The organism is Coprococcus sp. AF19-8AC (genome assembly GCF_003603115.1).
Classification (GTDB): Bacteria; Bacillota; Clostridia; order Lachnospirales; family Lachnospiraceae; genus Coprococcus; species Coprococcus aceti.
The window spans coordinates 770,613-795,596 of the sequence record NZ_QTMI01000001.1 but is presented as its reverse complement, the minus strand read 5'-3'; the positions used below and the strand labels follow the sequence as shown (position 1 = coordinate 795,596).

Here is a 24,984-nt window from a genome sequence, read left to right as displayed (position 1 = left end):
TTATAGAAGAATTGAGGGCGGTTTTGCTGATGAAAATCAGCAAAGCCGCTTTTTTACTTTATATTATTGTTGGATTGTGCTAATATAAAATGATGTATAAACTGCGGTAGTTATGCCGTGTAATAAAAATACTGTGATTCAAAGGAGATAACATATGTCTAGACGTAAACGCAGCATATTTAAAGAGAGAAGAAAGATCAACTATAAACTAATTTTTGCATTGGTGATACTTGCGTGTGTGGCTGTATTGCTGATCTCATACGCTATATCGGCAATAGTGTCACAGAAGGATGAACTTTACGATCAGGGCGTAAAATATTACAAGTCAGGTTCGTATCAGGAGGCAATAGATTCATTTGACAATGCCTTGGCAGAGAATCAGTTGTTCTCAAAGAAAAAGGATCAGAATATAAAGCTGTATCTGGCTGATGCGTATCTCAAGAGCGCGCAGTACACAGAGGCCGCAAATACATACAACGAATTGATACAGGATTCATTTACCGGATCAAATGTAAAAGATCTGAAGGAACTGGCAACTGCACTCAGTGATTTCTCACAGGGAAATTATGGCGGTGCTCTCGATGTGCTTCTGAAGCAGGCGGAGACATATCCGGAGCTTTATATGTACATAGGAACATGCTACGCAGTTACTGATGAATCCGATAAGATGTTTGAGAGCTATGAAAAATATGTCCAGACATTTGGATTCAACTCGTATGTATATGCCATGTACGGTTCATATTATCTGAATAACGGTGATATGGAGTCTGCGATCGCATATATTACAAATGGACTTGACAGTGGAGACAAGATATACAGAAAAGAGCTCCTGATGCTTGAGATAACATATTATGAGAAGAACGAGGATTACGATAAGGCTTATGAGATAGCGGGACAGCTTGTGTCTGAGTATCCGGATTATGAGAAAGGACAGAAGGAGTATACATTCCTGAGCACAAGAGTGTCACAGTAGTATTTGTATTGGGAGGAGTTATTTTATATGGAGATTCAGCTTTGGAAGGAGATACTGTCTCCTTACGAGCAGGCGGTTGATGAGCTTCTCGTGAAGTTCAACCACATAATAATGCAGTACAAGAGTATGGGAAAGTACTCACCTATAGAGAGTGTGACCGGAAGGGTGAAAACGGTCTCCAGTATTATCGATAAGCTTCAGAAGAAGAATATTCCTATGGACCGGATCGTTGAGGAGATGGATGACATAGCCGGAATCAGGATCATGTGCCAGTTCACCGAGGATATCAGCAAGGTGGTTGAGATTATACGTGGCAGACAGGACATGAGGATACGTGAGGAGAAGGATTATATAGCAAATGCCAAGGCCAGCGGCTATCAGAGCTATCACATCATACTTGATTACGATGTATATACGGTAAATGGATGCACCACCATACAGGCGGAGATCCAGATAAGGACAATGGCGATGAACTTCTGGGCAACCATAGAACATTCATTGCAGTACAAGTACAGGAAGGGAATTCCAGAGGACATAAGGGCGAAGCTCAAGAACGCTGCGGATGCCACCGTTGCACTTGACAGGGAGATGTCATATGTCCGCGGAGAGATCATGGATGCACAGAATTCGTTCAATATCAAGGCGAATATAGTTTCGGAGATCATTGTGAATATCCAGAATCTGTACAAGGTGGGAAATCCAAGAGAGATCCAGAAGATTCAGGATGAGTTTTATTCTATATATAAGAAGGATGATATGGAGCTGCTTGAGAATTTTGCAAAGCAGCTTGACATAATAGCTGAGGGTTACAAGGCCCAGAGCGTAAGATAAAGGAGTTTGTTATGACTTTACCAAAGGCGTTTGACGAGAGGATCAGAATACAGCTTGGCGATGAATACGAAGATTATATAAAGTGTTTTGACAGTGATATGTATCATGGAATCAGGGTGAATACATCCAAGATATCCGTGGAGGACTTTCTGAAGATAAGTCCTTTCGAGCTGGAGCCTGTGCCGTGGACTAAGAATGGTTTTTACTATGATCACAGGAAGTATACGCCGTCCAAGCATCCATACTATTATGCGGGGCTCTATTATATACAGGAGCCAAGTGCCATGACACCTGCCAGCGTTCTGGATATAGAGGATGGAGATGTGGTACTAGATATATGCGCGGCACCGGGAGGCAAATCCACCGAGCTTGCGGCGAAGCTTAATGGCACAGGAATACTTATATCCAATGATATAAGCAATTCAAGAGCCAAGGCGCTTCTGAAGAACCTGGAACTTTTCGGAATAGGAAACATGTGTGTGGTAAGTGAACCTCCAAATAATCTGTCAAAGGCATTTGAGGATACATTCGATAAGATACTTATAGATGCACCGTGTTCCGGAGAGGGCATGTTCAGAAAATCCTCATCGATGATGACTGCATGGGAGAACAACGGAACTGAACTTTTTGCCGGACTGCAGAGAGGAATATTAAATGAAGCGTGCAAGATGCTGAAACCGGGCGGAAAGCTGCTTTATTCCACATGTACATTTTCCCCCGAGGAGGATGAGAGGTCGGTGGAGTATCTGCTGTCGATAGATGACAGTATGCATCTTGTGGATTTTCCTAAATATGAGAAATTTGATGACGGCAATCCGGCCTGGGGAGAGACCGGCAATCCTGAGCTTGTGAAGTGTTCAAGACTGTGGCCTCATCACGTGAAGGGCGAAGGTCATTTCATAGCTCTGTTTGAAAAGGATCAGGATGACTCATATAGAGGAAACTTAACATACTCGTTCAAGTCGTACAGGCCGGATGAGGATTTCATCGCATTTATAAAGCATGTATCTGAGTCTGCGGGTATAAAGACAGACAGGATAGAGGAAAATAAGGGAAGACTTTATTATATATCAGAGGGAATGCCTGATGTTAAGGGACTCAGGCTTTTGAGGCATGGACTGTTCCTCGGTGAGGTCAAGAAGAACAGATTTGAACCGAGTCAGTCACTTGCGATGTATCTCAAGTCAGATCAGTTTGACAATGTTGTGAGTTTTTCGGCGGATGACATAAGGGTCATAAAGTATTTAAAGGGAGAGACCGTCGAGCTGGAAGATGATCAGGATATAGAGAATGGGTATGTGCTTGTCTGCGTGGATGGATATCCGCTCGGGTGGGCCAAGAACAACAGAGGAGTATTAAAAAACAAATATTTATCGGGATGGAGGATGATGTCATGAGAAAGGTAGCTATAATCACAGGAGCATCTTCAGGGATTGGAAGAGAATTTGCAATTCAGATATCACAGAAATACAGAACTGTCGACGAGATATGGCTTATCGCCAGAAGAAAGGACAGGCTTGCAGAGGTAAAGGCTGAGATAAATGCGGTCAGCGGAAAGCTTGTCAGGATACTTGCGCTTGACCTCACAAAGGAAGCAGATATCAAATTCTACAGAAATCTTCTCGAGAGACAGGATCCGTCAATAAGAGTCCTGGTCAATGCGGCCGGATATGGAATAGCGGGACATTTTGAGAATATGACAGTGGACGATGTCACGGGAATGCTTGACCTCAACTGCAAGGCGCTGGCAGCCATAACTCATATTTCATTGCCATATATGGCAGGCCCATCAAATATAATCAATCTTGCTTCGTCAGCGGCGTTCCTGCCTCAGCCATCATTTGCAATATATGCGGCATCAAAGTCGATGGTTTTAAGCTTTTCAAGGGCACTTAACAGAGAGCTTGCAGGCAGGGGAATCACAGTTACGGCTGTATGTCCGGGACCTGTCAAGACAGAGTTCTTTGACGTTGCCCAGAAGTATACCAAGTCAAAGCCTTACAAGATGGTGCTCAGAGCAAATCCTGTCAAGGTCGTAAAAAGAGCATTATTTGACGCATATTACATGAGTGATATATCAGTTTATTCACCGCTCATGAAGGCGTTCAGACTTGTGAGCAAATACCTGCCTCACAATTTGCTGATCAGATTTATGAAGTAGATATATGGGCTGCAGGCGGACATAGCTCTACAGCCAGACCAGAGATAAATGGAGGATGATATGGAAAAAGGACAACACGGATACATGAACAGGCATAAGAGAAATGTTCTTATAAGTATCATTGTACTTGGATTGTTTGTTATAGCCGGAGTATTCTTTACTGTGGCTATGTTTGACACAAGAAAGACTGTATTTATAGTCATACCGATACTCGTCGCCCTGCCGCTCGCAAAACAGCTTGTGGCATACATAATGTGTGCGGGGTTCAAGGAACTCACGAAGAATGAGTACGCTAAAATTGAGAAGTTATCATACTTTGGGGATCCGTCACTTGTATATGATGTGTCGATAAGCAGGTACGAGGGAATATTGTATTTCCCTGCTGCGGTCATAAGAGATGGCAGAATGTTGTTTTACTACAATGGTGGATATGGCAAAAAGATACCTGATGAGGCAGCGCTTAAGAAGATCATTACAGAGGCTCTGGCAGACCAGAAAAAATATGTTGTGATCATAGCCACAGACATTGATGGTTTTGTGGCAAAGGCCGAGAAGATCAAAGCACCTTCAGATGAATTTGTCGGTGCCGATGAGAAGATCAGAAACAGATTATATGAGCTGGGAATATAGAAAAAAATGAGAGAGATAGTTATTTCAAAGAACGAAGCCGGCCAGAGGCTTAACAAGCTGGTCATGAAGTACCTTAACAAGGCTCCTTCAAGCTTCGTCTACAGGATGATAAGAAAGAAAAACATAAAACTTAATAATGGCAAGGCGGTTGGAAATGAGATCGTGTATGTTGGGGATGTGATACAGCTCTATCTGTCGGATGAGACCATAGAATCATTCAGGGATGACAGCGTGAGAGCCGGTGCTTCCACAGGTGGAAACAGGTTTAAACCGGAGATCATATATCACGACCACAACATACTTATAGTCAATAAACCGGCGGGTGTATTGTCACAGAAGGCATCGAAGGACGATTACTCGATCAATGAGAGTGTCATCGATTATCTGCTTGACAATGAGTATATAACTGAGACTCAGCTCAGAACCTTCAAGCCTTCTGTATGCAACAGGCTGGACAGGAATACCTCCGGCCTTGTTCTGTGTGGAGTGTCACTTATGGGAAGCCAGGAGCTTTCGAGGATCATAAGGGAGAGACGCATAGACAAATATTACTACACCATAGTCAAGGGTAATATGACGGAGACGCAGGATATTACGGCATATCTCGTGAAGGATGATAAGAAGAACACTGTGACAATACGTGACAGCGTGGAGGAGATACGCAGGGCTGCCGGGGACTTGGGCTATGATAAGATCCATACTATATTCCAGCCGGTCAGAACAAATGGAAAATATACAGAGCTTAAGGTAAAGCTCATAACGGGTAAGACCCACCAGATAAGGGCACAGCTCCAGCATATGGGGTATCCGGTGATCGGTGACCAGAAGTATGGTGACAGGGAGACAAACATACATTTCAGACAGACATACAAGCTTAGAAACCAGATTCTGCACTGCGGCGAGGTGGAGTTTACCGATGTTGTCGGTGGACTGGACTATCTGACGGGCAAGAGCTTCTCAGCATTCAAGCCTGATATGTATAAAAGAATAGAAAAGGATTTGTTTGAATAGATGGCTACATGGAATTCGCGAGGACTTCGTGGCTCCACACTGGAGGATATGATAAACCACACAAATGAATATTACAGACAGAAGAACCTTGCGCTGGTCCAGAAGATCCCGACACCTATCACGCCGATAAAGATTGACAAGGACAGCAGCCAGATCACTCTGGCGTATTTCGAGAAGGATTCAACCGTCGACTATATAGGTGTTGTCCAGGGAGTTCCGGTATGTTTCGATGCGAAGGAATGTGCCACTGACACATTTACAATGCGCAACATTCATGAGCATCAGATAAGGTTCATGGAGGATTTCGAGAGACAGAACGGTGTAAGCTTCCTTATCATAATGTTCTCGGGACGAAATGAACTGTATTATATGAGATTCGAGGAGCTTAAGGGGTATCTTGAGAGAGTTCAGAATGGGCATGCCAACAACTTCAAGTACAATGAACTTGATCCCAATTTCTTTATAAGAGCCAAGGGCGGTGCATTGGTACATTATCTTGAACCTCTAAGCAGGGATCTTGATGATAGAGGTTGACAAATACAATGCGCTTTAATATAATGTGCACGTTGTCATGCTACCAAAGTAGCAAATTATCACTTTAATGTGATGAAGTAAAATAAAGAACGTGAAGCATGGCAAAGTTTAATTGACAAGGAGATATGATTATGCAGGACAAACTGTTACAGACCCCGGATGGAGTGAGGGACACCTACGATGTAGAATGTAAGAAGAAGAGAAAGGTTATGCATGAACTCCACCATATTCTGGAGTTATACAGCTATCATGATATAGAGACACCTACATTCGAGTTTTTTGATATATTTAACAGAGACAAGGGCTCAGCACCTTCCAATGAGATGTACAAGTTCTTTGACAGGGACAACAATACTCTGGTGCTCAGACCTGATATAACACCTTCGATAGCAAGATGTGTTGCAAAGTATTATGCAGATGAGGAGCTTCCGGTCAGACTCTGCTATACGGGTAACACATATACCAATACACTTAAGCTTCAGGGTAAGCTTAAGGAAGTTACACAGATCGGTGCCGAGCTTGTAAATGATGATTCATCCGCTGCTGACGCTGAGATAATCGCAACTGTGATAGACTGCTTCAACGAGATCGGGATCAGTGATTTCCAGATCGAGATAGGCCAGATCGACTACTTCAAGGGGCTTGTGGCTGAGTCGGGAATCAGTGAGGACGAGGAGAATCAGATAAAGGAGTATATCCACATCAAGAACTTCTTCGGACTTGAGGAATATGTGGATGCGCTTGATATAAGTGAATCTCTTAAGAAAGCATTTGTTGCATTTGACTCTCTGTTCGGCGGAATATCCATGCTTGACAAGGCAGAGGGATATGTGTCAAATGAGACATCACTTGAAGCTGTGAAGAGACTCAGAAGAGTATATGCAGCTCTTGAGTGCTATGGATATCAGGATCACATAAGCTTTGATCTCGGTATGCTTGACGGATACAACTACTATACAGGAATCATATTCCGCGGATATACTTACGGAACCGGTGACGCTGTTGTCAAGGGCGGCCGTTACAATAACCTCCTTAAACAGTTTGGAAAGGATGCACCGTCTATCGGTTTTGCCTTCACTGTTGAGGAGCTCATAATGGCCATGAACAGACAGAATATAGACATAGATGTGGATTATTCCAATACGATCATCCTCTATGATATAGAGAATCAGGGCAAGGCGATCAAGGCCGGCATGAAGCTCAGAAGTGAGGGACGGAAGATAGAACTCATAAGAAAGTCACAGAAGAAATCTGTTGACGACTATATTGAGTATGCGGGAAGAGAACATTTCTCAGGCCTTATATATTTTGAACAGTCAGGCGATGCGGTGGCATACGATCTGATAAGCCGATCACACTCCAAGTGGGATGGCAATTTATAGAAGAAACTTTTACGGCTTGATTGAGAATAGATTGAATTAGATGAAAGGTTATGGAGAGATGAGATATTTAACATTTGCCCTTGCTAAGGGGCGACTTGCAAAAAAGACACTTGCGCTGCTTGAACAGATAGGTATAACATGTGAGGAGATGAAGGATCCCGACACAAGAAAGCTTATATTTGTGAACGAGGAGCTTAAGATGAAGTTCTTCCTGTCAAAGGCCACAGATGTTCCTACTTATGTAGAATATGGTGCGGCCGATATAGGCGTTGTAGGTAAGGACACAATACTTGAGGAGGGAAGAAACCTGTATGAGGTCATGGATCTTGGCTTTGGAAAGTGCCACATGTGTGTATGCGGACCGGCATCTGCCAGAGAGCTTCTCAAGAAGAATGAGATCATAAGAGTTGCAAGTAAGTATCCGGTGATCGCAAAGGATTACTTCAACAACCGTAAGCACCAGACAGTTGAGATAATCAAGCTTAATGGTTCAGTGGAGCTCGCTCCTATAGTTGGACTTTCAGAGGTGATCGTAGATATAGTTGAGACAGGAAGCACACTCAGGGAGAATGGACTTGAGGTGCTTGAGGAAGTTTGTCCACTCTCAGCCCGCATGGTTGTGAACCAGGTAAGTCTCAAGATGGAGAATGAGAGGATACACAAGCTGTTGGAAGATCTCAACAGACTTATAAAGGAAGAGAACAAGTAACATATATAGATAATATAACAAATTGATAATCACACGGAGGCATAACAGAGATGAGAATCGTAAAGCTTAATGCAGAGACAAAGAAGGATCTTCTGAAGAATCTTCTGAAGAGAAGTCCAAGTAATTTCGGTAATTATGCAGAGACTGTACAGGGAATAGTTGACGATGTGAGGGATAACGGTGATGCCGCACTCTTCTCATACACAAAGAAGTTCGACAAGGCAGAAATAACAGCAGATAACGTGAAGGTTACACAGGAGGAGATAGACTACGCATATACACAGGTCAGCCCTGAGCTCCTGGACGTTATCAGAAAAGCCAAGAAGAACATTTGGGAGTACCATGAGAAGCAGAAGCAGTATAGCTGGTTTGACTCCAAGCCAAATGGAACTCTTCTCGGACAGAAGGTTACAGCACTTGCATCTGTAGGTGTCTATGTTCCGGGTGGAAAGGCTGTTTACCCTTCATCAGTTCTGATGAATGTTATGCCGGCAAAGGTTGCAGGTGTTGAGAAGATAGTCATGACAACTCCATGTAATGCTGAGGGTGAGGTGTACGCCACAACACTCGTTGCAGCAAAGGAAGCAGGAGTGGATGAGATATACAAGGCAGGCGGCGCGCAGGCCATAGCTGCCCTTGCATACGGAACAGAGTCAGTACCTAAGGTTGACAAGATAGTTGGCCCTGGAAACATATTTGTCGCTCTTGCAAAGCGTGCCGTATACGGACATGTCAGCATAGATTCCATAGCCGGCCCATCAGAGGTAATGGTACTTGCCGATGAGACTGCCAATTCTAGATACGTGGCTGCAGATCTGCTGTCACAGGCAGAGCATGACGAGATGGCATCAGCCATACTTGTGACCACATCAGAGGAGCTTGCCGAGAAGGTATCAGTTCAGGTTGACAAGTTCATCGATGAGCTTTCAAGAAAAGAGATAATGAGAAAGTCTATAGACAATTACGGGTATATTCTTCTTGCAGACAACATGAGCGATGCCATAGATGCTGTCAACGACATTGCATCAGAGCATCTCGAGATCGTCACAGCCAATCCATTTGACGTGATGACAAGAGTGAAGAATGCTGGAGCTATATTTATCGGAGAATACTCATCAGAGCCTCTTGGAGATTACTTTGCAGGCCCTAACCATGTACTTCCAACAAACGGTACAGCAAAGTTCTTCTCACCGCTTTCAGTAGACGATTTCATCAAGAAATCCAGCATAATCTACTATTCAAGAGAGGCACTTGAGGCAGTTCACACTGACATTGAAGCATTTGCCAAGGCTGAGCAGCTCACAGCACATGCCAATTCAATAGCAGTAAGATTTGAAAAATAAGACATAATGATATAGAATATGGGAAGGAGACAGGGATATGGCAGAGAAAGCAGCTAGAATCGCCAAATGTACAAGAACAACAAACGAGACAGACATAACCCTCGAGTTTAATATAGATGGAAAAGGACAGTCAAAGATCGACACAGGAATCGGTTTCTTTGACCACATGCTCACAAGTTTTGCGAGGCATGGTTTCTTTGATCTCAACGTTACAGTCAAGGGAGATCTGTATGTGGATTGTCACCACACCATTGAGGATGTGGGAATTGTGCTGGGCAAGGCCATCAAGGAGGCTCTTGGAGACAAGAAGGCCATCAAGAGATTTGGCAATTTCTTCCTGCCGATGGACGAGACTCTCGTAATGTGTGCCATAGATCTGTCGGGAAGACCATATCTTGTCTATGATCTGAACCTCCGCACAGAGAGGGTTGGATACTTCGACACACAGATGGTCAAGGAATTCTTCTATGCAGTATCATACGCTGCTGAGATGAATCTCAATATTAAGCAGTTCTCAGGGGAGAACGATCACCACATCATAGAGGCCGCATTCAAGGCATTTGCGAAGGCTCTTGATGAGGCGACAACTTATGACAGAAGATTAAACGGAAAGGTGCTTTCTACCAAGGGCACACTTTAAGGAGGTGCTGGTTCACTATGGATAATGATATGATCTGCAAAAAGATAATTCCATGTCTGGATCTGAACAATGCGGTCGAGATGGCAAAATATTACAATGATGCCGGAGCTGATGAGATAGCTTATTTTGACAGCAAGGCAACAAAAGATGGCAGAGAACCCAATGTTGCCATTATAAGACAGATATGTGACAGTGTTGATATTCCACTTATTGCCTGTGGCGGTGTGAGGGAGCTTGAAGATGTCAAGAAGCTTCTGTATGCAGGTGCATCCAAGGTATGTATGAAATCTGCGGCACTGAACACGCCGGAGCTTGTCACTGAGGCTTCTGACAGATTTGGTTCAGAGCGAATAATCTGTACTATAGATCTGAGTGAGTGTGATGATCCTGTCGGATATGCCAGAAAACTGAAGGCGCTTGGAGCGGGAGAACTTCTGCTGCTTCACAACAACATGGTGCCGGAATATCTGGATATAGTAAAATCCATAAGAGAAAATGTTGCACTTCCTGTTATAGTTTCTACATATTCCACTAACGGGGAAGCTGTGGCAGAGATGCTCAATGAGACAAATGCTGAATCAATTTCTCTGTACAATCTCCAGAAGATGGATATAATGGAGATTAAACAGCGTTGCCGTGAGGCAAATATAGATGTGGATCTGTTTGAATCGTCCATGCCTTTTGAGGCGTTCAAACTCAATTCGGATGGACTTATTCCATGTGTTACACAGCACTATAAGACCGGTGAAGTGCTCATGGTCGCTTATATGAACAAGGAGTCGTATGAGAAGACTATCAGAACAGGACGCATGACATACTGGAGCCGCAGCCGCAATGAGCTGTGGACCAAGGGTGATACATCCGGTCATTATCAGTTTGTCAAATCTCTTACGATAGACTGTGACAAGGACACCATACTTGCCAAGGTGTCACAAATAGGAGCTGCGTGTCATACAGGCAGCCGTACTTGTTTCTTTACAGATCTGGTGAGAAAGGAGTACAATGATACCAATCCTATGAAGGTATTCGAGGAGGTATACAATACCATACGCGACAGAAAGGATCAGCCAGGAGATGATTCTTATACCAATTATCTGTTCGGCAAGGGTATTGACAAGATCCTGAAGAAGGTCGGTGAGGGAGCTACGGAGATAGTCATAGCTGCCAAGAATCCTGATTCAGAGGATATAAAATATGAAATATCTGACTTCCTTTATCATCTCATGTGTCTGATGGTAGAGAGAGGAATCAGCTGGAAAGATATTACAGAAGAACTGGCTGACAGAAGATAGAGTGGAGGATATTAGACAATGCAAAATTATGGCGTGAACGAACTGAGAAAAATGTTCCTGGAATTCATGGAGAGCAAGGGTCATCTTAGAATGAAGAGCTTTTCACTTATTCCACACAATGACAACAGCTTACTGCTGATCAATTCAGGTATGGCACCACTTAAGCCTTACTTTACAGGTCAGGAGGTACCACCTAGAAGACGTGTGACAACATGTCAGAAGTGTATCAGAACAGGAGATATCGAGAATGTAGGTAAGACAGCCCGTCATGGTACATTCTTTGAGATGCTGGGTAATTTCTCATTTGGCGATTATTTCAAGCATGAGGCTATATCATGGACATGGGAGTTCCTCACAGAGGTTGTAGGACTTGACAAGAACAGACTCTATCCATCGGTTTACCAGGATGACGATGAGGCATTTGATATATGGAATAAGGAGATCGGTGTCGATGCTGACCGTATATTCAGATTCGGCAAGGAGGACAACTTCTGGGAGCACGGAGCTGGTCCTTGTGGTCCTTGTTCAGAGGTTTACTATGACAGAGGTGAGAAGTATGGCTGCGGTAAGCCCGGCTGTACTGTAGGCTGTGACTGTGACAGATACATGGAGGTTTGGAACAATGTATTTACACAGTTCAACAATGACGGACACAACAACTACACAGAGCTTGAGCAGAAGAACATAGATACAGGTATGGGTCTTGAGAGACTCGCAGTTATTGTTCAGGATGTTGATTCTATATTTGATGTTGATACGATCAAGGCTCTCCGCGACAAGGTATGTGAGATGGCAGGCGTGGAATATGAGACAGATCATGAGAAGGATGTATCGATCAGACTTATAACTGATCATATCCGTTCAGTTACATTCATGACATCAGATGGTATCGTTCCATCGAACGAGGGCCGTGGTTATGTTCTTAGACGTCTTCTCAGACGTGCTGCAAGACACGGAAGACTTCTCGGCATCAATGGCAAGTTCCTGTCAGAGCTTGCAAAGACAGTTATCGAGGTGTCAGAGGATGCATATCCTGAACTCAGTGAGAAGAAGGAATATATCTTCAATAAGATAGACAAGGAAGAGGAGAGCTTCAATAAGACCATAGATACAGGTCTTGCGATCCTCAAGGATTATATAGACGAGACTAAGGCTGCAGGTGAGAAGGTTCTCTCAGGTGACAAGGCATTCAAGCTCTATGACACCTATGGATTCCCTCTTGATCTCACAAAGGAGATCCTCGAGGAGGAGGGGATCGAGGTTGATGAGGACAGATTCACCGAGTGCATGAATATCCAGAAGGAGACTGCAAGAAAGGCCAGAAAGACCACAACATACATGGGTGCAGACGCAACCGTATATGAGCAGCTTCCTGTTGACATGACATCTGAGTTTGTCGGATATGACAAGCTGACATACAAGTCAACTATATCAGCCATCACAACAGAGGTTGGTGAGGGTGATGATAAGAAGTCAGTTCTTGCAGATACTGTATCTGAGGGAGCACAGGCTTCAGTTATAGTTCCTGAGACACCTTTCTACGCTACCATGGGTGGTCAGATCGGTGATAAGGGAATCATCAAGACAGAGAACGGTACATTCGTTGTTGAGGATACTGTCAAGGTTGTAGGCGGCAAGATCGCACATATCGGTTATGTTGAGTCAGGCGAACTCAATGTTGGTGATGAGGCAGAACTCACAGTTGATGCTGAGAACAGAGCACTCATATGTAACAACCATTCCGCAACACATCTTCTTCAGAGAGCACTCAAGATGGTTCTCGGAGATCATATAGAGCAGGCAGGTTCACTCGTTGAGCCGGGAAGACTGAGATTCGACTTTTCACATGATCAGGCGATGACTAAGGAAGAGATCAAGAAGGTTGAGGATATTGTAAATGAGCAGATCCAGCTCGATATACCTGTATGCACGGATGTAATGTCTGTAGATGAGGCTAAGAAGACCGGAGCCATGGCTCTGTTTGGTGAGAAGTATGGTGAGAAGGTCCGTGTGGTATCAATGGGAGACTTCTCAAAGGAGCTCTGTGGTGGTACACATGTTGCCAGCACAGGAGCCATAAAGACATTCAAGATCATATCAGAGGCCGGTGTGGCCGCAGGTACAAGACGTATCGAGGCACTTACATCTGTCGGAGCACTTGATTACTACAGAAATGTAGAGCAGGAGCTCATGGATGCTGCAAAGGCAGCTAAGACTGATATCCATGGTGTGGCATCAAGAATAGAACAGCTTCTTGCAGAGGTTAAGGAGCTTACGAATGAGAATAAGAAGCTCAAGGATAAGATGGCAAAGGAGGCAGCTGGAGACGTTCTTTCAAGTGCTATAGACAAGGACGGAATCAAGATCCTCACAGCGGCTATCCCAGATACAGATATGAATTCACTGAGAAACCTCGGAGATGACTTCAAGAGCAAGCTTGGTGACAGCGTTGTTGTTCTTGCATCTGCAAAGGATGGCAAGGTAAATCTCATTGCCATGGCTACAGACGGCGCAGTTGCTAAGGGAGCCCATGCCGGTAATATCATCAAGGCTGTGGCTGGCCTTGTAGGTGGTGGCGGCGGTGGTCGTCCTAACATGGCTCAGGCCGGTGGAAAGAATCCTGATGGAATCGAGGCAGCTCTTGCCCAGGCGGTTACAGAGGCTCAGAATCAGATAGCTTAAGGTTTCGTGACAGATATTTTATTAATTTGTCATTTTCCTGTTGACGATTAGGAATTTTATGTATATAATACATTTTGTGCTTAAAAATACCCAATCAGTTGTTATTTGGTAGCATAATTTTACAACTGGAGGGAGGTCAGGTGAGAGAATGTCAAGTGTAATAGTTAAAGAGAACGAAAACTTAGATAGCGCTCTTCGCAGATTTAAGAGAAATTGTGCGAAGGCTGGTATTCAGCAGGAGATTCGTAAGAGAGAGCATTACGAAAAGCCTAGTGTAAAGCGTAAGAAGAAGTCAGAGGCAGCTAGAAAGCGCAAGTACAAATAAATCATAGTATATATATATTTGATTTTAAATTGATTTCTAAGAGTACCGAGTTTATTCGGTACTCTTTTTTTATGTGTATTCATATAATGTTCCAAAAGCGTTATGGTGGTATTCATGAAAGACAGAGCGAAAAAAGTTATAGCATTTGAACCTCCGTGCTGGTGTCCGGACTCGGCGGGAACGACCTCCAGACTCACCATGTTCAACAATGATGAGCTGGTGATAGAGAATTTCAGACATGTGATCTACTCTGACGACGAGAGAGTGTCTGTTAAGACCCGGAAAGGGATATTGAATATATATGGGGAAAGATTACAGATCGCTTACTACGCATCCTATGAAGTGAAAATATGCGGTTCGATAAATAGTGTAGATTGGCTGACAGTGTGACTGCATGAATATTAGAAGGGAAATAAGAGGTGTGTGCTATGTGAGCAGTGACAGCCGCGCAGCTCTGCGCCTGATGAATATATGCAGCCATAAAGGAATACGTACATGGTGCGAGAGGGATGTAAAGAAGAACAGAAAAAAGAATGGCAGCAAACAGAATGACAGTAAATGGAATGGCAAGGCGGAAAACTTCTGCATATACTCCGATGACAGAAAAAGACTTGAAGAGATAGCGGACAAATGTATGATAGATATCCGAATAGCTGAGAAGAAGACTCTGAGAACCGTTTTGCTGGGCAATAGGAAGAGAATCTCGATATTGCTCGGAGTTTTATTGTTTTTGCTGTTTGTATACTGGGAATCAGGGTATGTATGGTACATAGAAATTGATGGATGTGAGGATTATACAAGTGAGGAAGTTGAAAATCTTATTGAGATGGAGTATCCGTGCTATGGACATCGGAAAAAGAGTATTGATCTGAGTGAGCTGACAGACATGCTGACGGATAATCTTGGTGAGATATGCTGGGCGTCCTGCAGCATCAGTGGGACAAAGCTTACCGTTGCGCTTAAGGAGTCCGTGGATGTCTTTACAGTTCCGGAAGTTGACAGACCGTGTGACCTCGTGGCAACAATGGATTGTACGATCTATTCCATTGTTGCATCGGCGGGGACGCCTGTTGCATTAGTAGGAGATGAAGTGAAAAGAGGGGATACTCTTATATCAGGAACAGTTAACATATGCAATGATGACAGTGAGGTTGTGGATACGGTATTTGTACCTGCTTCCGGAGAGATATATGGTATTTGCGATGTAGAATACAGAGATGTGGTTGAGAGCGAGCTCCAGGAAAAGGAGACTACAGACAGGGAGATAAATAAAGTAGATATAAAACTTGGACGCCGGGTATTTACTCCGTATAAAACTGCTGCCTCCGACGGCTCATACGACCTTTCCGCCGAGGAAAAACGGCTGCATATCGGCGATATGTATTTTCCGTTATCCGTGAATATAGAGCGAAAAGTATTCTATAAAGTAAATACACGTAAGCTTACGGAGAAGGAGCAGAAAGACAGACTTAACCAGCATCTGCATGTTTATATTGGCAAAATGCAAGAAAAAGGGGTGCAAATTGTCCGAAAAAATGTTATTATTACTAATGAACGCGGTGAGGCTTCGGCTGAAGGCGATATCAGTATCAGACTTCCGGTTGCTGTGCCGAGATATATTGACGTAAACAATACATCGGGGAGCGAAGAGGTGGAGCCTGACTGACAAATAATAATGACAGGGGATACAAGTATTGAGCGAATATTCAGAATCCGTAACTGTTGCATCAAACTATATACAGACTGTGTTTGGACAGTTTGATGCCAATATAAAAAAGATTGAGAAAGAATACAGTGTGTCAATGATACTTCGCGATGACAAGCTTAAGGTCAGCGGTTCCGAGGAAGGCGTGAAGAAGTCTATTCAGGTTATAGAACAGCTCTTCCAGATGGCAGACCGTGGCTCGTCCATCGATGAACAGAAGGTAGACTACACTATATCGATAGTCAATGAACACCCGCAGGAGGCTAAGGAGAGTCTTGCTGAGCTTGACAGGGACATAATCTGTCACACGATGAGCGGCAAGCCGATCAAACCGAAGACTGTCGGACAGAGAACATATGTCAATTCAATAGAAAAGTCCATGATAGTATTCGGAGTGGGTCCTGCCGGAACAGGAAAGACTTATCTTGCCATGGCAAAAGCCATAACGGCATTTAAGAATAATGAGGTTGGAAGGATCATACTTACAAGGCCGGCCATAGAGGCCGGTGAGAAACTGGGATTTCTTCCGGGTGACCTTCAGAGCAAGGTTGATCCTTATCTTAGGCCGCTCTATGATGCATTGTATGAGATAATGGGTGCTGATGCATTTATGAAGAATATGGAAAAGGGACTGATCGAGGTTGCTCCTCTTGCCTACATGAGAGGAAGAACTCTTGATAATGCGTATATTGTGCTGGATGAGGCCCAGAATACCACTCCTGCCCAGATGAAGATGTTCCTTACCAGAATAGGATTTGGCTCAAAGGCCATAATAACAGGAGACCTTTCACAGAAGGATCTTCCACACGACGCGCAGTCAGGTCTTGATGTTGCACTCAAGGTGTTAAAGGATATTGATGACATAAGCATTTGCCATCTGACGAGTCTTGATGTTGTGAGACATCCTTTGGTGCAGAAGATCGTAAATGCGTATGAGAAATATGAGGATAAGAGGAGCAGACAGGCAAAGCCTAGAAAAACCACAACTGCTCAGAAAAACAGAGGAAAATAATATGTCAGTTAATATTGAGAATGAGTATGGAGATATTGATATTAAGAATTATGAGGATGTCATAACAAGTATCGTCCAGGCTTCGCTGGAATTCGTTGGGTGTCCATATCCCTGCGAGGTGAACGTGCTGCTCACGGACAATGACTCCATACATGAAATCAATAACCAGCAGAGGAATATAGACAGGGCGACAGATGTTCTGTCATTTCCACTGATTGATTATACAATTCCTGGAAACTTTGATGGTCTCGAGGATAGCCGGTGTGACTACTTTGATCTTACTACAGATGAACTGCTATTGGGAGATATCGTTATATCTATTGATAAGGTGTATGAGCAGGCAACTGAGTACAATCACTCAAAGACGAGAGAGCTGGCTTTTCTTGTAGCCCACAGCATGCTCCATTTGTCAGGATATGACCATATGGAGGACGATGAGCGCAGGGTCATGGAAGAGATGCAGGAAAAAATACTTACAATGAAAGGATATACAAGAGACTATGAGGAGAATTAAGACGGGATTAGTTCTGGCAACCGCTCTTGTGATGGGATTATCACTTTTTGGATGCGGCTCGAAGAAAACGGAGGAGAATGTCACTACAACGGAGGCTAAGGCAGAGGTGGATGTATCACAGGCCGATATGATGAAGTCTGCCACAGCGGTTGATGAGACTTACCATGAGGGAGTATATAATGATCTTACAGGCGAGTGGAACACCGACAGAAAGGAAGAGTACGGAAGACCGATCGCTATAATGATCAACAATATTGAGAATGCGATTCCTCAGTCAGGCATAGGCCAGGCTGATGTTTTATATGAGTTTGTCGTTGAGGGCGGAATAACAAGAATGCTTGCAATATTCAACGACTATGACAATCTTGAGAAGGTCGGTTCGATCAGAAGCTGCAGACCTTACTATGTTACAACTGCCATGGAGTTTGACGCTATATACATGCATTATGGTCAGTCTCCACAGGGACAGGAGGAGCTTGACAGGACAGGAATAGATCATATAAGCGGACTTGGTGGAGAAGGATCTGTATCTTTCTACAGATCATCAGACCGCGAGGCTCCACACAATGTGTACACAAACAGCGATATGATCAAGGCTGGTCTTGATTATCTTGGATGCTCAACTACCCACAACAAGGGATACAAGAGCAAGTTTGAGTTCAATGAGGAAGATACGGTTCCTGAGGGCGAGTCTGTAAACAAGCTCACACTCAACATGTCAGTTTACACACAGCCTTGGTTTGAATATGATTCAAAGAATAAGGTATATAACAGATTCCAGTATGGTGACAAGCAGATCGATGACCTCACAGGAAAGCAGCTCACATTTAAGAATATCATCATACAGTTTGCTCACTACACCAGCATTGATGATCACGACAGACAGATGATCGATCTCGTTGGCACAGGAGACGGATACTATGTTTCAGATGGAAAGATCGTTCCTATCACATGGACAAAGTCAACCGATGACTCCGTGACAAAATATTCAACAGCAGATGGAAAAGAACTTCAGCTCAATCCGGGCAAGACCTATGTCACAGTATTTGAGAGTGATAATAAGGCCGGAGTTGTATGGGAATAATACAGACATAAACCACATATATTAACAAGGACAGAAGATGGGATGGAATATCCTGTCTTCTGTTTTTTGTTATGAAGAGAAGGTGTGGTAATGTTTAAAAGAATTATATATTTTTTTGTTATCATTATAGCGGTATTTGTGTTATCTTTTATAACTAGAGAGATCGTGGTGAGCACGGCGTGCAGATCCGGAGACAGTAAAAGTGTGTATAGAGAATTTGACGGTACGGATAGCGGGCATATATTACCCATATCAAATGAGAGTGAACCGGAGCTTTACGGAGGGCTCGTGATTGCTGCTGAGGGTGGAACACCACATGGCAGTTTCTATGTGAGCACTTATAATGGACATGTGGCGGTGTACAACAGATTTGGCAGTCTTTGCAGGGAGACGACTCGTACAGTGGATTCATTGGACAAACGTATAAGAGAACTGATCCACAAGCACGTGTATTTCAATGATATAGATGACATGAACAGGTTTATTGACAGCCTGTAAAACGTATGATAAATGATTATGGGAAAGGTGTATCGGAATGATTTATGATATTATAGTTATCGGCGGTGGCCCGGCTGGGATGACAGCCGCAATAAAAGCAAAAGAGACAGCACCATCGGCTTCGGTAAAGCTTATAGATAAAAACAAAAAACTCGGAAAGAAGCTGTATGCGACGGGAAATGGCAAATGTAACATTGCAAATACGAAGCTTGATCTGTCGTGCTATTCCAGTGCAAATGAATTTTTCCCATTTCAGTTCGTAACAACGGACAGTCATAATGATGTCATGGATTTTTTTGAAAGTCTTGGTGTTTCCAGCTATGATGATAATGGATATATATATCCTGCATCGCTGCAGGCATCTACCATAGTGTGGGCACTGACGGACAGGCTCAAAATTCTTGGTATAGAAAACAGCACATCGGAGGAAGTCCTGAGTATAAAACAGGGAAAAGATGGTACATATATTGTAGACACAGACAAAGGCGGGTATAGGACGACCCAGGTGATACTTGCACCCGGAGGTGCGGCTGCGCCAAAGCTTGGCGGATCTGATAGAGTATACAGACTTCTGGATGATCTGAATGTACGGTTTGTGAAACCGCATCCGGCTCTGTGTAAATTAAAATGCCATGAATATATATCTGATATGTCAGGGGTACGTGCAAAGGCTGTTGTCCGCCTAATGTGTGATGGCGAGGAGTATGACCACGAGAGAGGCGAGGTTCAGTTTGCATCGGGATATCTTTCGGGCATAGCGGTTTTTAATATGAGTATACAGTGTATAGACCTGATGGAGACTGGCAAAAAGCCATACATAGAACTTGAACTTGTTCCGGACATCAGTGATGATATGCTGGCGGACAGGATGAGACGATTTGCCGAGGTAAATGGCAGACGGAGAGTCGAGGCGATGCTCAATGGTATTGTCAACGAGAAGATCGCCGGGTATATTATAAAAAGTCTTGGTATCAAAGCTTCTGAAGCAGCCGGACTTGACGCGGCTGATATAACATCCATATGTGATATGCTCAAACATATGAGATTTAACATAGATGGATTCGGCAGCTATGAGGACAGCCAGGCGGCAAGCGGTGGAGTTGACACATTGCAGCTCAGGGCAGATAACCTGGAACTTGATGGACACAGAGGCTTATACGCCGCTGGAGAGTATGTCGATGTGACCGGCAAATGTGGTGGATATAATATAATGTGGGCTGTTATAAGCGGCATGAGAGCTGGGGAGTCTGCAGGAAAGAGAATAAAAGATGATCAGAATTAACAATGTAAAACTGCAACTTGGATTTACAGAGGCAGATGTTAGAAGTGTTATTAAAAAGACGCTGAAGACAGATAAGGAGTTTGAGTATATTTTTTTCAAGCTGTCTCTTGATGACAGGCGGAGAAACCAGGTGAAATATATTGCATCCATAGATGTGGATGTTCCGAATCCGGAAAAAATATTGAAAAGACTTCACAATAATAATGTTATGTTAACAAATGCTACCCAATATAGATTTCCGGTGCCGGGAAATGTCAAAATGACCTATAGGCCTGTGGTGATAGGAACAGGACCGGGTGGCTTATTTGCTGCACTGTATCTTGCCAGAGCCGGATACAGACCGGTTGTTTTTGAGCGCGGCATGGATGTTGACAGGAGAATGGAGCATATAGAGAGATTCTGGAAGGGTGAGGAAGGACTTGATTCAAATTGTAATGTACAGTTTGGAGAGGGCGGCGCAGGAACCTTTTCGGACGGCAAGCTGAATACGGTCATAAAGGATGGCTCGGGCAGACGCACTGAGGCCATGCGGACATTTGTGGAGTATGGTGCAGATCCGTCCATAATGTATATAAATAAGCCACATGTCGGCACTGATGTGCTGTCTGGTATTGTAAGGAATATGCGTGAGGATATAAAGAGACTTGGCGGAGAGGTACATTTTGATTCACTTTTTACCGATTATGAACAGATCACACAGGATGAGGTGTGTGTACATATAAAGAACATTTCAGATGGCAGTGAGAAGGAATACAGGACAAATGCCCTTGTTCTGGCACTTGGACACAGCTCAAGGGATACTGTGGAGATGCTTTACAAAAAAGGTGTTCCGATGGAGCCAAAGCCATTTGCCATGGGACTTCGTATCGAACACAAGCGAGCAGATATAGATGTCATGAAGTATGGCGATGATCCGGCGTATGCAAAGCTGCTGCCGGCGGCAGACTACAAGATGACGCATCAGGCGTCAAATGGCAGGGCTGTATATTCATTCTGTATGTGTCCTGGAGGTTACGTGGTGAATGCATCGTCCGAGCACGGTGAGACGTGTGTGAATGGTATGAGCTACAGCGGCAGGAATGGTGAGAATTCCAACAGCGCCATTGTGGTAAATGTTACCCCGGAGGATTACGGGTCAGATCATCCTCTTGCGGGAATGAAGTTTCAGAGAAGATGGGAGAAGGCCGCATACGAGGCCGGACAGGGGGCTGTTCCGGTGCAGCTCTTCGGAGATTACAGAAGGGACATTCCTACGGAAAAGCTGGGCGGTGTTAAGCCTCAGATTAAGGGTAAGTACAGGCTTACAAGCCTCAAATGCTGTTTGCCAGAGTATATAAAGGATGCTATAATAGAAGGAGTTGTGTCCTTTGATAAGAGGATGCCGGGATATTCATCTGACGATGCAGTTCTCTCAGGAATCGAGGCCAGAACCTCATCACCTGTTCGTATGATACGAGGCGATGAGCTGCGCTGTGAGGGGACATGTATATACCCGTGCGGGGAAGGCGCGGGCTATGCAGGGGGAATAACCTCAGCCGCTGTCGATGGTATGAAGGTGGCCGAGGCCATAGCATCCAGATTCAGCAATGAGGCAATAACAGACGGTACACAGGAGAATATAAATGGATAGAGAGTATTTGAAAGACAAGAAAAAGATAGTAATAAAGATTGGTTCATCTTCACTTATTCACGAGGAGACGGGTGGACTTGACTATACAAAGCTTGAGAAGCTGGTGCGCATCATATGTGATCTGAGAAATCAGGACAAGGATGTGGTCCTCGTATCATCGGGAGCCATCGGAGTCGGAGTACAGGCGCTGGGACTTGCCAGAAGACCTAAGACGACCTCGCTCAGACAGGCGTGTGCTGCAGTGGGACAGGGACAGCTAATGATGATATATCAGAAGCTTTTTCAAGAGTATCACAGCACAGCAGCTCAGGTTCTGCTAACATTTGATGTTATATCGTCGGATGAGAGGAGAAAGAATGCCATCAACACATTCAATGAGCTTCTTCAGCTCGGTGTCGTACCGATCGTCAATGAGAACGATACGGTTGCCATCGATGAGCTGGATGACAGCGTGGCATTTGGCGACAATGATACACTGTCTGCCATAGTTGCATCCATGATCCATGCAGATCTCCTGATACTTCTCACGGATATAGACGGTCTGTACACTGATGATCCACACAATAACCCTGATGCAAAGCTTATACCAGAGGTAAACTGTATAGACGACCATATAATGGATATGGGTAAAGGTGCAGGCTCCAAGTACGGAACCGGCGGAATGACGACCAAGATCGCAGCCGCCAGGATAGCAACCAACTCCAACTCGGATATGGTCATAGTATCCGGAGCGGATATGGACAATATTGTTAAGGTAATGAACGGAGAAAGTATAGGAACTCTGTTCACAGCATATAAAGATCATGACTTTGACGTTGTCAGATTTATTTTGAATAAGGAGTATCTTATATAGTTATGAAAGAGACGATAATCGATGCGGCAAAGATCGCACGTATAAATGAGTTATATCACAAGTCCAAGGCTGAGGGGCTCACCGACGCTGAGAAGAAAGAACAGCAGCAGTTAAGGCAGGAATATATATTTGCGGTGAAGAATAATCTCAGGAGCACGCTCAACAATATAGACATCAAGGAGAAGGACGGCTCCATAACCAGACTTCAGGACCTTGATCCTACAAGAAAGGCATAGGCACGGCTGTATTATGAATAGCGAAGACAGTGTAAAATCCGGCAGCAAGGACAGTATAAGAAAAAGAATAAAAGCGGTCAGAAATGCCATGGACAGGGATGATCGTGCGCAGAGATCCGAGCTTATATGCAGACGGCTGTCAGCGCTTCCTGAATATGTGAATGCCATCAATATATGTGCATACATCTCCAAAGGGAATGAAGTGGATACAAGGCTCATAGTTGAGAAGGCGTGGTCGGACGGAAAGCATGTATATGTTCCAAAGGTTTATGGACAAGACATGGAGTTTATTGAGATCACAGACTACGGGGAACTTACATCCGGAAACTTTGGGATACTCGAACCGGTTTCTGATGATTTTGAGGAGATCGAAGATGGGCTTATGTTCATGCCCGGGATTGCATTTGATCACAGCCGCAACCGCATAGGCTTTGGCGGAGGGTATTACGACAGATATCTGGCGAGGCATGCAGGGCTTGTCACGGTGGCACTGGCGTATGAATTCCAGATAGTTGATAAGATAGACAGTGAACCTACAGATATCAGACCACATATCATAGTAACAGAATCGGAAGTTATATCATAATGGAGGGTCAATGAACAGAGACGAGATAACAGCAAAGATCGCTGAACTTGAAAAGAAGATACAGATGGATAAGTTGCAAAATGCCGGGGCGGATGATGCCGGAAAAGTTACAGGACGCACTCAGTCCGGTGCTATTGCTGACAGCTATGCGCTGTGCCTTGGCGGTGGCGGCGGTAAAGGAGCGTACCAGCTCGGGGTGTACAGAGCACTTGCAGAGTATGGACTTATGGACAAGGTTACAGCCATATCAGGAACTTCCATAGGTGCGATAAATGCCGTGCTCTTCGCGTGCAATGATCCTGACAGAAGCGAGGAGGCATGGAAGAAAATACATTTTGAGACGGTGTTTGACGTTGATCCTGATCTGATGTTCAATGATAAGCCTGGATTCATGTCACGCAGAGAGATGATAAGGCTCATGGACAGCTATGTGGATTATGGAAAGCTGTCTGATGGACAGGTCACCGTGTATGCAGCCATAGCTGAGTGTGTGCAGGAGGGCGAAAGACAGGCTGAGTATATAAGCCTTGCAGGAATGGATGCGGAGGAGATCAGGACAGTTGTCATGGCATCATCCACTCTGCCTATGCTCTATGAGTCTGTGACTTATAACGATAAGGAGTATTGTGATGGCGGTCTCGCCGACAATGTTCCGGTGAAGCCTCTGTATGATGTGGGATACAGGAATATCGTTGTGTGCGGACTCAACCCTGATTCGAAGAAGAATCTGTCGCCGTATCCTGATGCGGATGTCATAGAGATATATCCAAGCGTTAGTCTGGGTGATCTGATAGACGGAACGTTGAATTTCACAGCAAATTCGATCAAGTTTAGAAGTATGCTAGGATACAGGGATGCCATGAGAGCCCTGAAAGTTCATTTTGAGCATGACCCTGATTATATTGCGGCTCTGGATCATTACAGAGACATTGATCTTGCAGATATACAGACTCAGATGAGGATGGATGCTGCGGATTCTGGTGTGAAAGATACTATGGATAACATAGGCAGGATACTTGGTAAGCTAGGCATAGAGGAATAACTCCAGTCGGATTTACGCAGCTTTAAAGA

General features: G+C 44.2%; 26 protein-coding genes. All 26 read left to right on the top strand.

Going from position 1 to position 24,984, the window contains the following annotated elements:
• The first annotated feature begins 154 nt into the window (after positions 1-154).
• Positions 155-973, top strand: a complete 819-nt coding sequence (locus DWX57_RS03580) for a tetratricopeptide repeat protein (protein ID WP_015534900.1) — start codon at positions 155-157, stop codon at positions 971-973.
• A 27-nt stretch (positions 974-1,000) separates the two neighbouring features.
• Entirely contained in the window at positions 1,001-1,804 is an 804-nt protein-coding gene (locus DWX57_RS03575; RefSeq protein ID WP_022216499.1) for a GTP pyrophosphokinase, read from the top strand.
• An 11-nt stretch (positions 1,805-1,815) separates the two neighbouring features.
• Entirely contained in the window at positions 1,816-3,201 is a 1,386-nt protein-coding gene (locus tag DWX57_RS03570) for an RsmF rRNA methyltransferase first C-terminal domain-containing protein (protein WP_120123042.1), read from the top strand.
• A complete protein-coding gene (locus DWX57_RS03565; RefSeq protein ID WP_243106162.1) occupies positions 3,198-3,965 on the top strand; it encodes an SDR family NAD(P)-dependent oxidoreductase in 768 nt (255 codons plus the stop codon). Before DWX57_RS03570 ends, DWX57_RS03565 begins: the two co-directional genes overlap by 4 nt.
• A 60-nt stretch (positions 3,966-4,025) precedes the next feature.
• Complete coding sequence (locus tag DWX57_RS03560; RefSeq protein WP_117548984.1) at positions 4,026-4,595, top strand: hypothetical protein; 570 nt, start codon at positions 4,026-4,028, stop codon at positions 4,593-4,595.
• 6 nt (positions 4,596-4,601) lie between these two features.
• Positions 4,602-5,606 (top strand): RluA family pseudouridine synthase, encoded by a 1,005-nt coding sequence (locus tag DWX57_RS03555; RefSeq protein WP_055273008.1) that lies wholly within the window; start codon positions 4,602-4,604, stop codon positions 5,604-5,606.
• Positions 5,607-6,140 (top strand): Holliday junction resolvase RecU, encoded by a 534-nt coding sequence (locus DWX57_RS03550; RefSeq protein WP_118757765.1) that lies wholly within the window; start codon positions 5,607-5,609, stop codon positions 6,138-6,140. It abuts the gene before it with no gap.
• 131 nt (positions 6,141-6,271) lie between these two features.
• Positions 6,272-7,522, top strand: a complete 1,251-nt coding sequence (gene hisZ, locus DWX57_RS03545) for an ATP phosphoribosyltransferase regulatory subunit (RefSeq protein ID WP_117548981.1) — start codon at positions 6,272-6,274, stop codon at positions 7,520-7,522.
• A 58-nt stretch (positions 7,523-7,580) separates the two neighbouring features.
• Complete coding sequence (gene hisG / locus DWX57_RS03540; RefSeq protein WP_118017595.1) at positions 7,581-8,231, top strand: ATP phosphoribosyltransferase; 651 nt, start codon at positions 7,581-7,583, stop codon at positions 8,229-8,231.
• Positions 8,232-8,281: 50 nt separating this feature from the next.
• On the top strand, positions 8,282-9,574 hold the full coding sequence (gene hisD, locus DWX57_RS03535) for a histidinol dehydrogenase (protein WP_117548980.1): 1,293 nt from the start codon (positions 8,282-8,284) through the stop codon (positions 9,572-9,574).
• Between the two features lie 37 nt (positions 9,575-9,611).
• On the top strand, positions 9,612-10,214 hold the full coding sequence (gene hisB, locus DWX57_RS03530) for an imidazoleglycerol-phosphate dehydratase HisB (protein WP_118017597.1): 603 nt from the start codon (positions 9,612-9,614) through the stop codon (positions 10,212-10,214).
• A 17-nt stretch (positions 10,215-10,231) separates the two neighbouring features.
• Positions 10,232-11,506 (top strand): bifunctional phosphoribosyl-AMP cyclohydrolase/phosphoribosyl-ATP diphosphatase HisIE, encoded by a 1,275-nt coding sequence (hisIE, locus tag DWX57_RS03525; protein WP_117548979.1) that lies wholly within the window; start codon positions 10,232-10,234, stop codon positions 11,504-11,506.
• Positions 11,507-11,524: 18 nt separating this feature from the next.
• Positions 11,525-14,188, top strand: coding sequence for an alanine--tRNA ligase (alaS, locus tag DWX57_RS03520; protein WP_117548978.1), 2,664 nt, complete (start codon positions 11,525-11,527; stop codon positions 14,186-14,188).
• A 148-nt stretch (positions 14,189-14,336) separates the two neighbouring features.
• Positions 14,337-14,513, top strand: coding sequence for a 30S ribosomal protein S21 (gene rpsU, locus DWX57_RS03515; RefSeq protein ID WP_004851031.1), 177 nt, complete (start codon positions 14,337-14,339; stop codon positions 14,511-14,513).
• Between the two features lie 114 nt (positions 14,514-14,627).
• Positions 14,628-14,903, top strand: coding sequence for a YabP/YqfC family sporulation protein (locus DWX57_RS03510; protein ID WP_015534910.1), 276 nt, complete (start codon positions 14,628-14,630; stop codon positions 14,901-14,903).
• 40 nt (positions 14,904-14,943) lie between these two features.
• A complete protein-coding gene (locus DWX57_RS03505; protein WP_165852754.1) occupies positions 14,944-16,179 on the top strand; it encodes a sporulation protein YqfD in 1,236 nt (411 codons plus the stop codon).
• A 28-nt stretch (positions 16,180-16,207) separates the two neighbouring features.
• Positions 16,208-17,230 (top strand): PhoH family protein, encoded by a 1,023-nt coding sequence (locus DWX57_RS03500; RefSeq protein WP_022216489.1) that lies wholly within the window; start codon positions 16,208-16,210, stop codon positions 17,228-17,230.
• 1 nt (position 17,231) lies between these two features.
• Positions 17,232-17,744, top strand: coding sequence for an rRNA maturation RNase YbeY (gene ybeY, locus DWX57_RS03495; protein WP_015534911.1), 513 nt, complete (start codon positions 17,232-17,234; stop codon positions 17,742-17,744).
• The gene (locus DWX57_RS03490) at positions 17,731-18,828 is read left to right on the top strand and encodes a DUF3048 domain-containing protein (RefSeq protein ID WP_015534912.1); all 1,098 of its coding nucleotides are present in this window, start codon (positions 17,731-17,733) and stop codon (positions 18,826-18,828) included. The genes ybeY and DWX57_RS03490 overlap by 14 nt, the downstream gene beginning before the upstream one ends.
• Before the next feature lie 90 nt (positions 18,829-18,918).
• Entirely contained in the window at positions 18,919-19,326 is a 408-nt protein-coding gene (locus DWX57_RS03485) for a hypothetical protein (protein ID WP_117548975.1), read from the top strand.
• A gap of 37 nt (positions 19,327-19,363) precedes the next feature.
• Positions 19,364-20,608, top strand: a complete 1,245-nt coding sequence (locus tag DWX57_RS03480; RefSeq protein WP_119999627.1) for an aminoacetone oxidase family FAD-binding enzyme — start codon at positions 19,364-19,366, stop codon at positions 20,606-20,608.
• Positions 20,595-22,238, top strand: coding sequence for an NAD(P)/FAD-dependent oxidoreductase (locus DWX57_RS03475; RefSeq protein ID WP_120123039.1), 1,644 nt, complete (start codon positions 20,595-20,597; stop codon positions 22,236-22,238). Before DWX57_RS03480 ends, DWX57_RS03475 begins: the two co-directional genes overlap by 14 nt.
• Complete coding sequence (gene proB / locus DWX57_RS03470; protein WP_120123038.1) at positions 22,231-23,091, top strand: glutamate 5-kinase; 861 nt, start codon at positions 22,231-22,233, stop codon at positions 23,089-23,091. The genes DWX57_RS03475 and proB overlap by 8 nt, the downstream gene beginning before the upstream one ends.
• Positions 23,092-23,093: 2 nt before the next feature.
• Positions 23,094-23,327, top strand: a complete 234-nt coding sequence (locus DWX57_RS03465; protein WP_015534916.1) for a DUF896 domain-containing protein — start codon at positions 23,094-23,096, stop codon at positions 23,325-23,327.
• A gap of 13 nt (positions 23,328-23,340) precedes the next feature.
• Positions 23,341-23,913, top strand: coding sequence for a 5-formyltetrahydrofolate cyclo-ligase (locus DWX57_RS03460; RefSeq protein WP_119999622.1), 573 nt, complete (start codon positions 23,341-23,343; stop codon positions 23,911-23,913).
• A 10-nt stretch (positions 23,914-23,923) separates the two neighbouring features.
• Positions 23,924-24,955, top strand: coding sequence for a patatin-like phospholipase family protein (locus DWX57_RS03455; RefSeq protein WP_120123037.1), 1,032 nt, complete (start codon positions 23,924-23,926; stop codon positions 24,953-24,955).
• The last annotated feature ends 29 nt before the right edge of the window (positions 24,956-24,984 follow it).

Coding starts and splice junctions, on each gene's coding strand:
- DWX57_RS03580 (WP_015534900.1), top strand. CDS start 155: ATGTCTAGACGTAAACGCAGCATATTTAAAGAGAGAAGAAAGATCAAC.
- DWX57_RS03575 (WP_022216499.1), top strand. CDS start 1,001: ATGGAGATTCAGCTTTGGAAGGAGATACTGTCTCCTTACGAGCAGGCG.
- DWX57_RS03570 (WP_120123042.1), top strand. CDS start 1,816: ATGACTTTACCAAAGGCGTTTGACGAGAGGATCAGAATACAGCTTGGC.
- DWX57_RS03565 (WP_243106162.1), top strand. CDS start 3,198: ATGAGAAAGGTAGCTATAATCACAGGAGCATCTTCAGGGATTGGAAGA.
- DWX57_RS03560 (WP_117548984.1), top strand. CDS start 4,026: ATGGAAAAAGGACAACACGGATACATGAACAGGCATAAGAGAAATGTT.
- DWX57_RS03555 (WP_055273008.1), top strand. CDS start 4,602: ATGAGAGAGATAGTTATTTCAAAGAACGAAGCCGGCCAGAGGCTTAAC.
- DWX57_RS03550 (WP_118757765.1), top strand. CDS start 5,607: ATGGCTACATGGAATTCGCGAGGACTTCGTGGCTCCACACTGGAGGAT.
- hisZ (WP_117548981.1), top strand. CDS start 6,272: ATGCAGGACAAACTGTTACAGACCCCGGATGGAGTGAGGGACACCTAC.
- hisG (WP_118017595.1), top strand. CDS start 7,581: ATGAGATATTTAACATTTGCCCTTGCTAAGGGGCGACTTGCAAAAAAG.
- hisD (WP_117548980.1), top strand. CDS start 8,282: ATGAGAATCGTAAAGCTTAATGCAGAGACAAAGAAGGATCTTCTGAAG.
- hisB (WP_118017597.1), top strand. CDS start 9,612: ATGGCAGAGAAAGCAGCTAGAATCGCCAAATGTACAAGAACAACAAAC.
- hisIE (WP_117548979.1), top strand. CDS start 10,232: ATGGATAATGATATGATCTGCAAAAAGATAATTCCATGTCTGGATCTG.
- alaS (WP_117548978.1), top strand. CDS start 11,525: ATGCAAAATTATGGCGTGAACGAACTGAGAAAAATGTTCCTGGAATTC.
- rpsU (WP_004851031.1), top strand. CDS start 14,337: ATGTCAAGTGTAATAGTTAAAGAGAACGAAAACTTAGATAGCGCTCTT.
- DWX57_RS03510 (WP_015534910.1), top strand. CDS start 14,628: ATGAAAGACAGAGCGAAAAAAGTTATAGCATTTGAACCTCCGTGCTGG.
- ybeY (WP_015534911.1), top strand. CDS start 17,232: ATGTCAGTTAATATTGAGAATGAGTATGGAGATATTGATATTAAGAAT.
- DWX57_RS03490 (WP_015534912.1), top strand. CDS start 17,731: ATGAGGAGAATTAAGACGGGATTAGTTCTGGCAACCGCTCTTGTGATG.
- DWX57_RS03485 (WP_117548975.1), top strand. CDS start 18,919: ATGTTTAAAAGAATTATATATTTTTTTGTTATCATTATAGCGGTATTT.
- DWX57_RS03480 (WP_119999627.1), top strand. CDS start 19,364: ATGATTTATGATATTATAGTTATCGGCGGTGGCCCGGCTGGGATGACA.
- DWX57_RS03475 (WP_120123039.1), top strand. CDS start 20,595: ATGATCAGAATTAACAATGTAAAACTGCAACTTGGATTTACAGAGGCA.
- proB (WP_120123038.1), top strand. CDS start 22,231: ATGGATAGAGAGTATTTGAAAGACAAGAAAAAGATAGTAATAAAGATT.
- DWX57_RS03465 (WP_015534916.1), top strand. CDS start 23,094: ATGAAAGAGACGATAATCGATGCGGCAAAGATCGCACGTATAAATGAG.
- DWX57_RS03460 (WP_119999622.1), top strand. CDS start 23,341: ATGAATAGCGAAGACAGTGTAAAATCCGGCAGCAAGGACAGTATAAGA.
- DWX57_RS03455 (WP_120123037.1), top strand. CDS start 23,924: ATGAACAGAGACGAGATAACAGCAAAGATCGCTGAACTTGAAAAGAAG.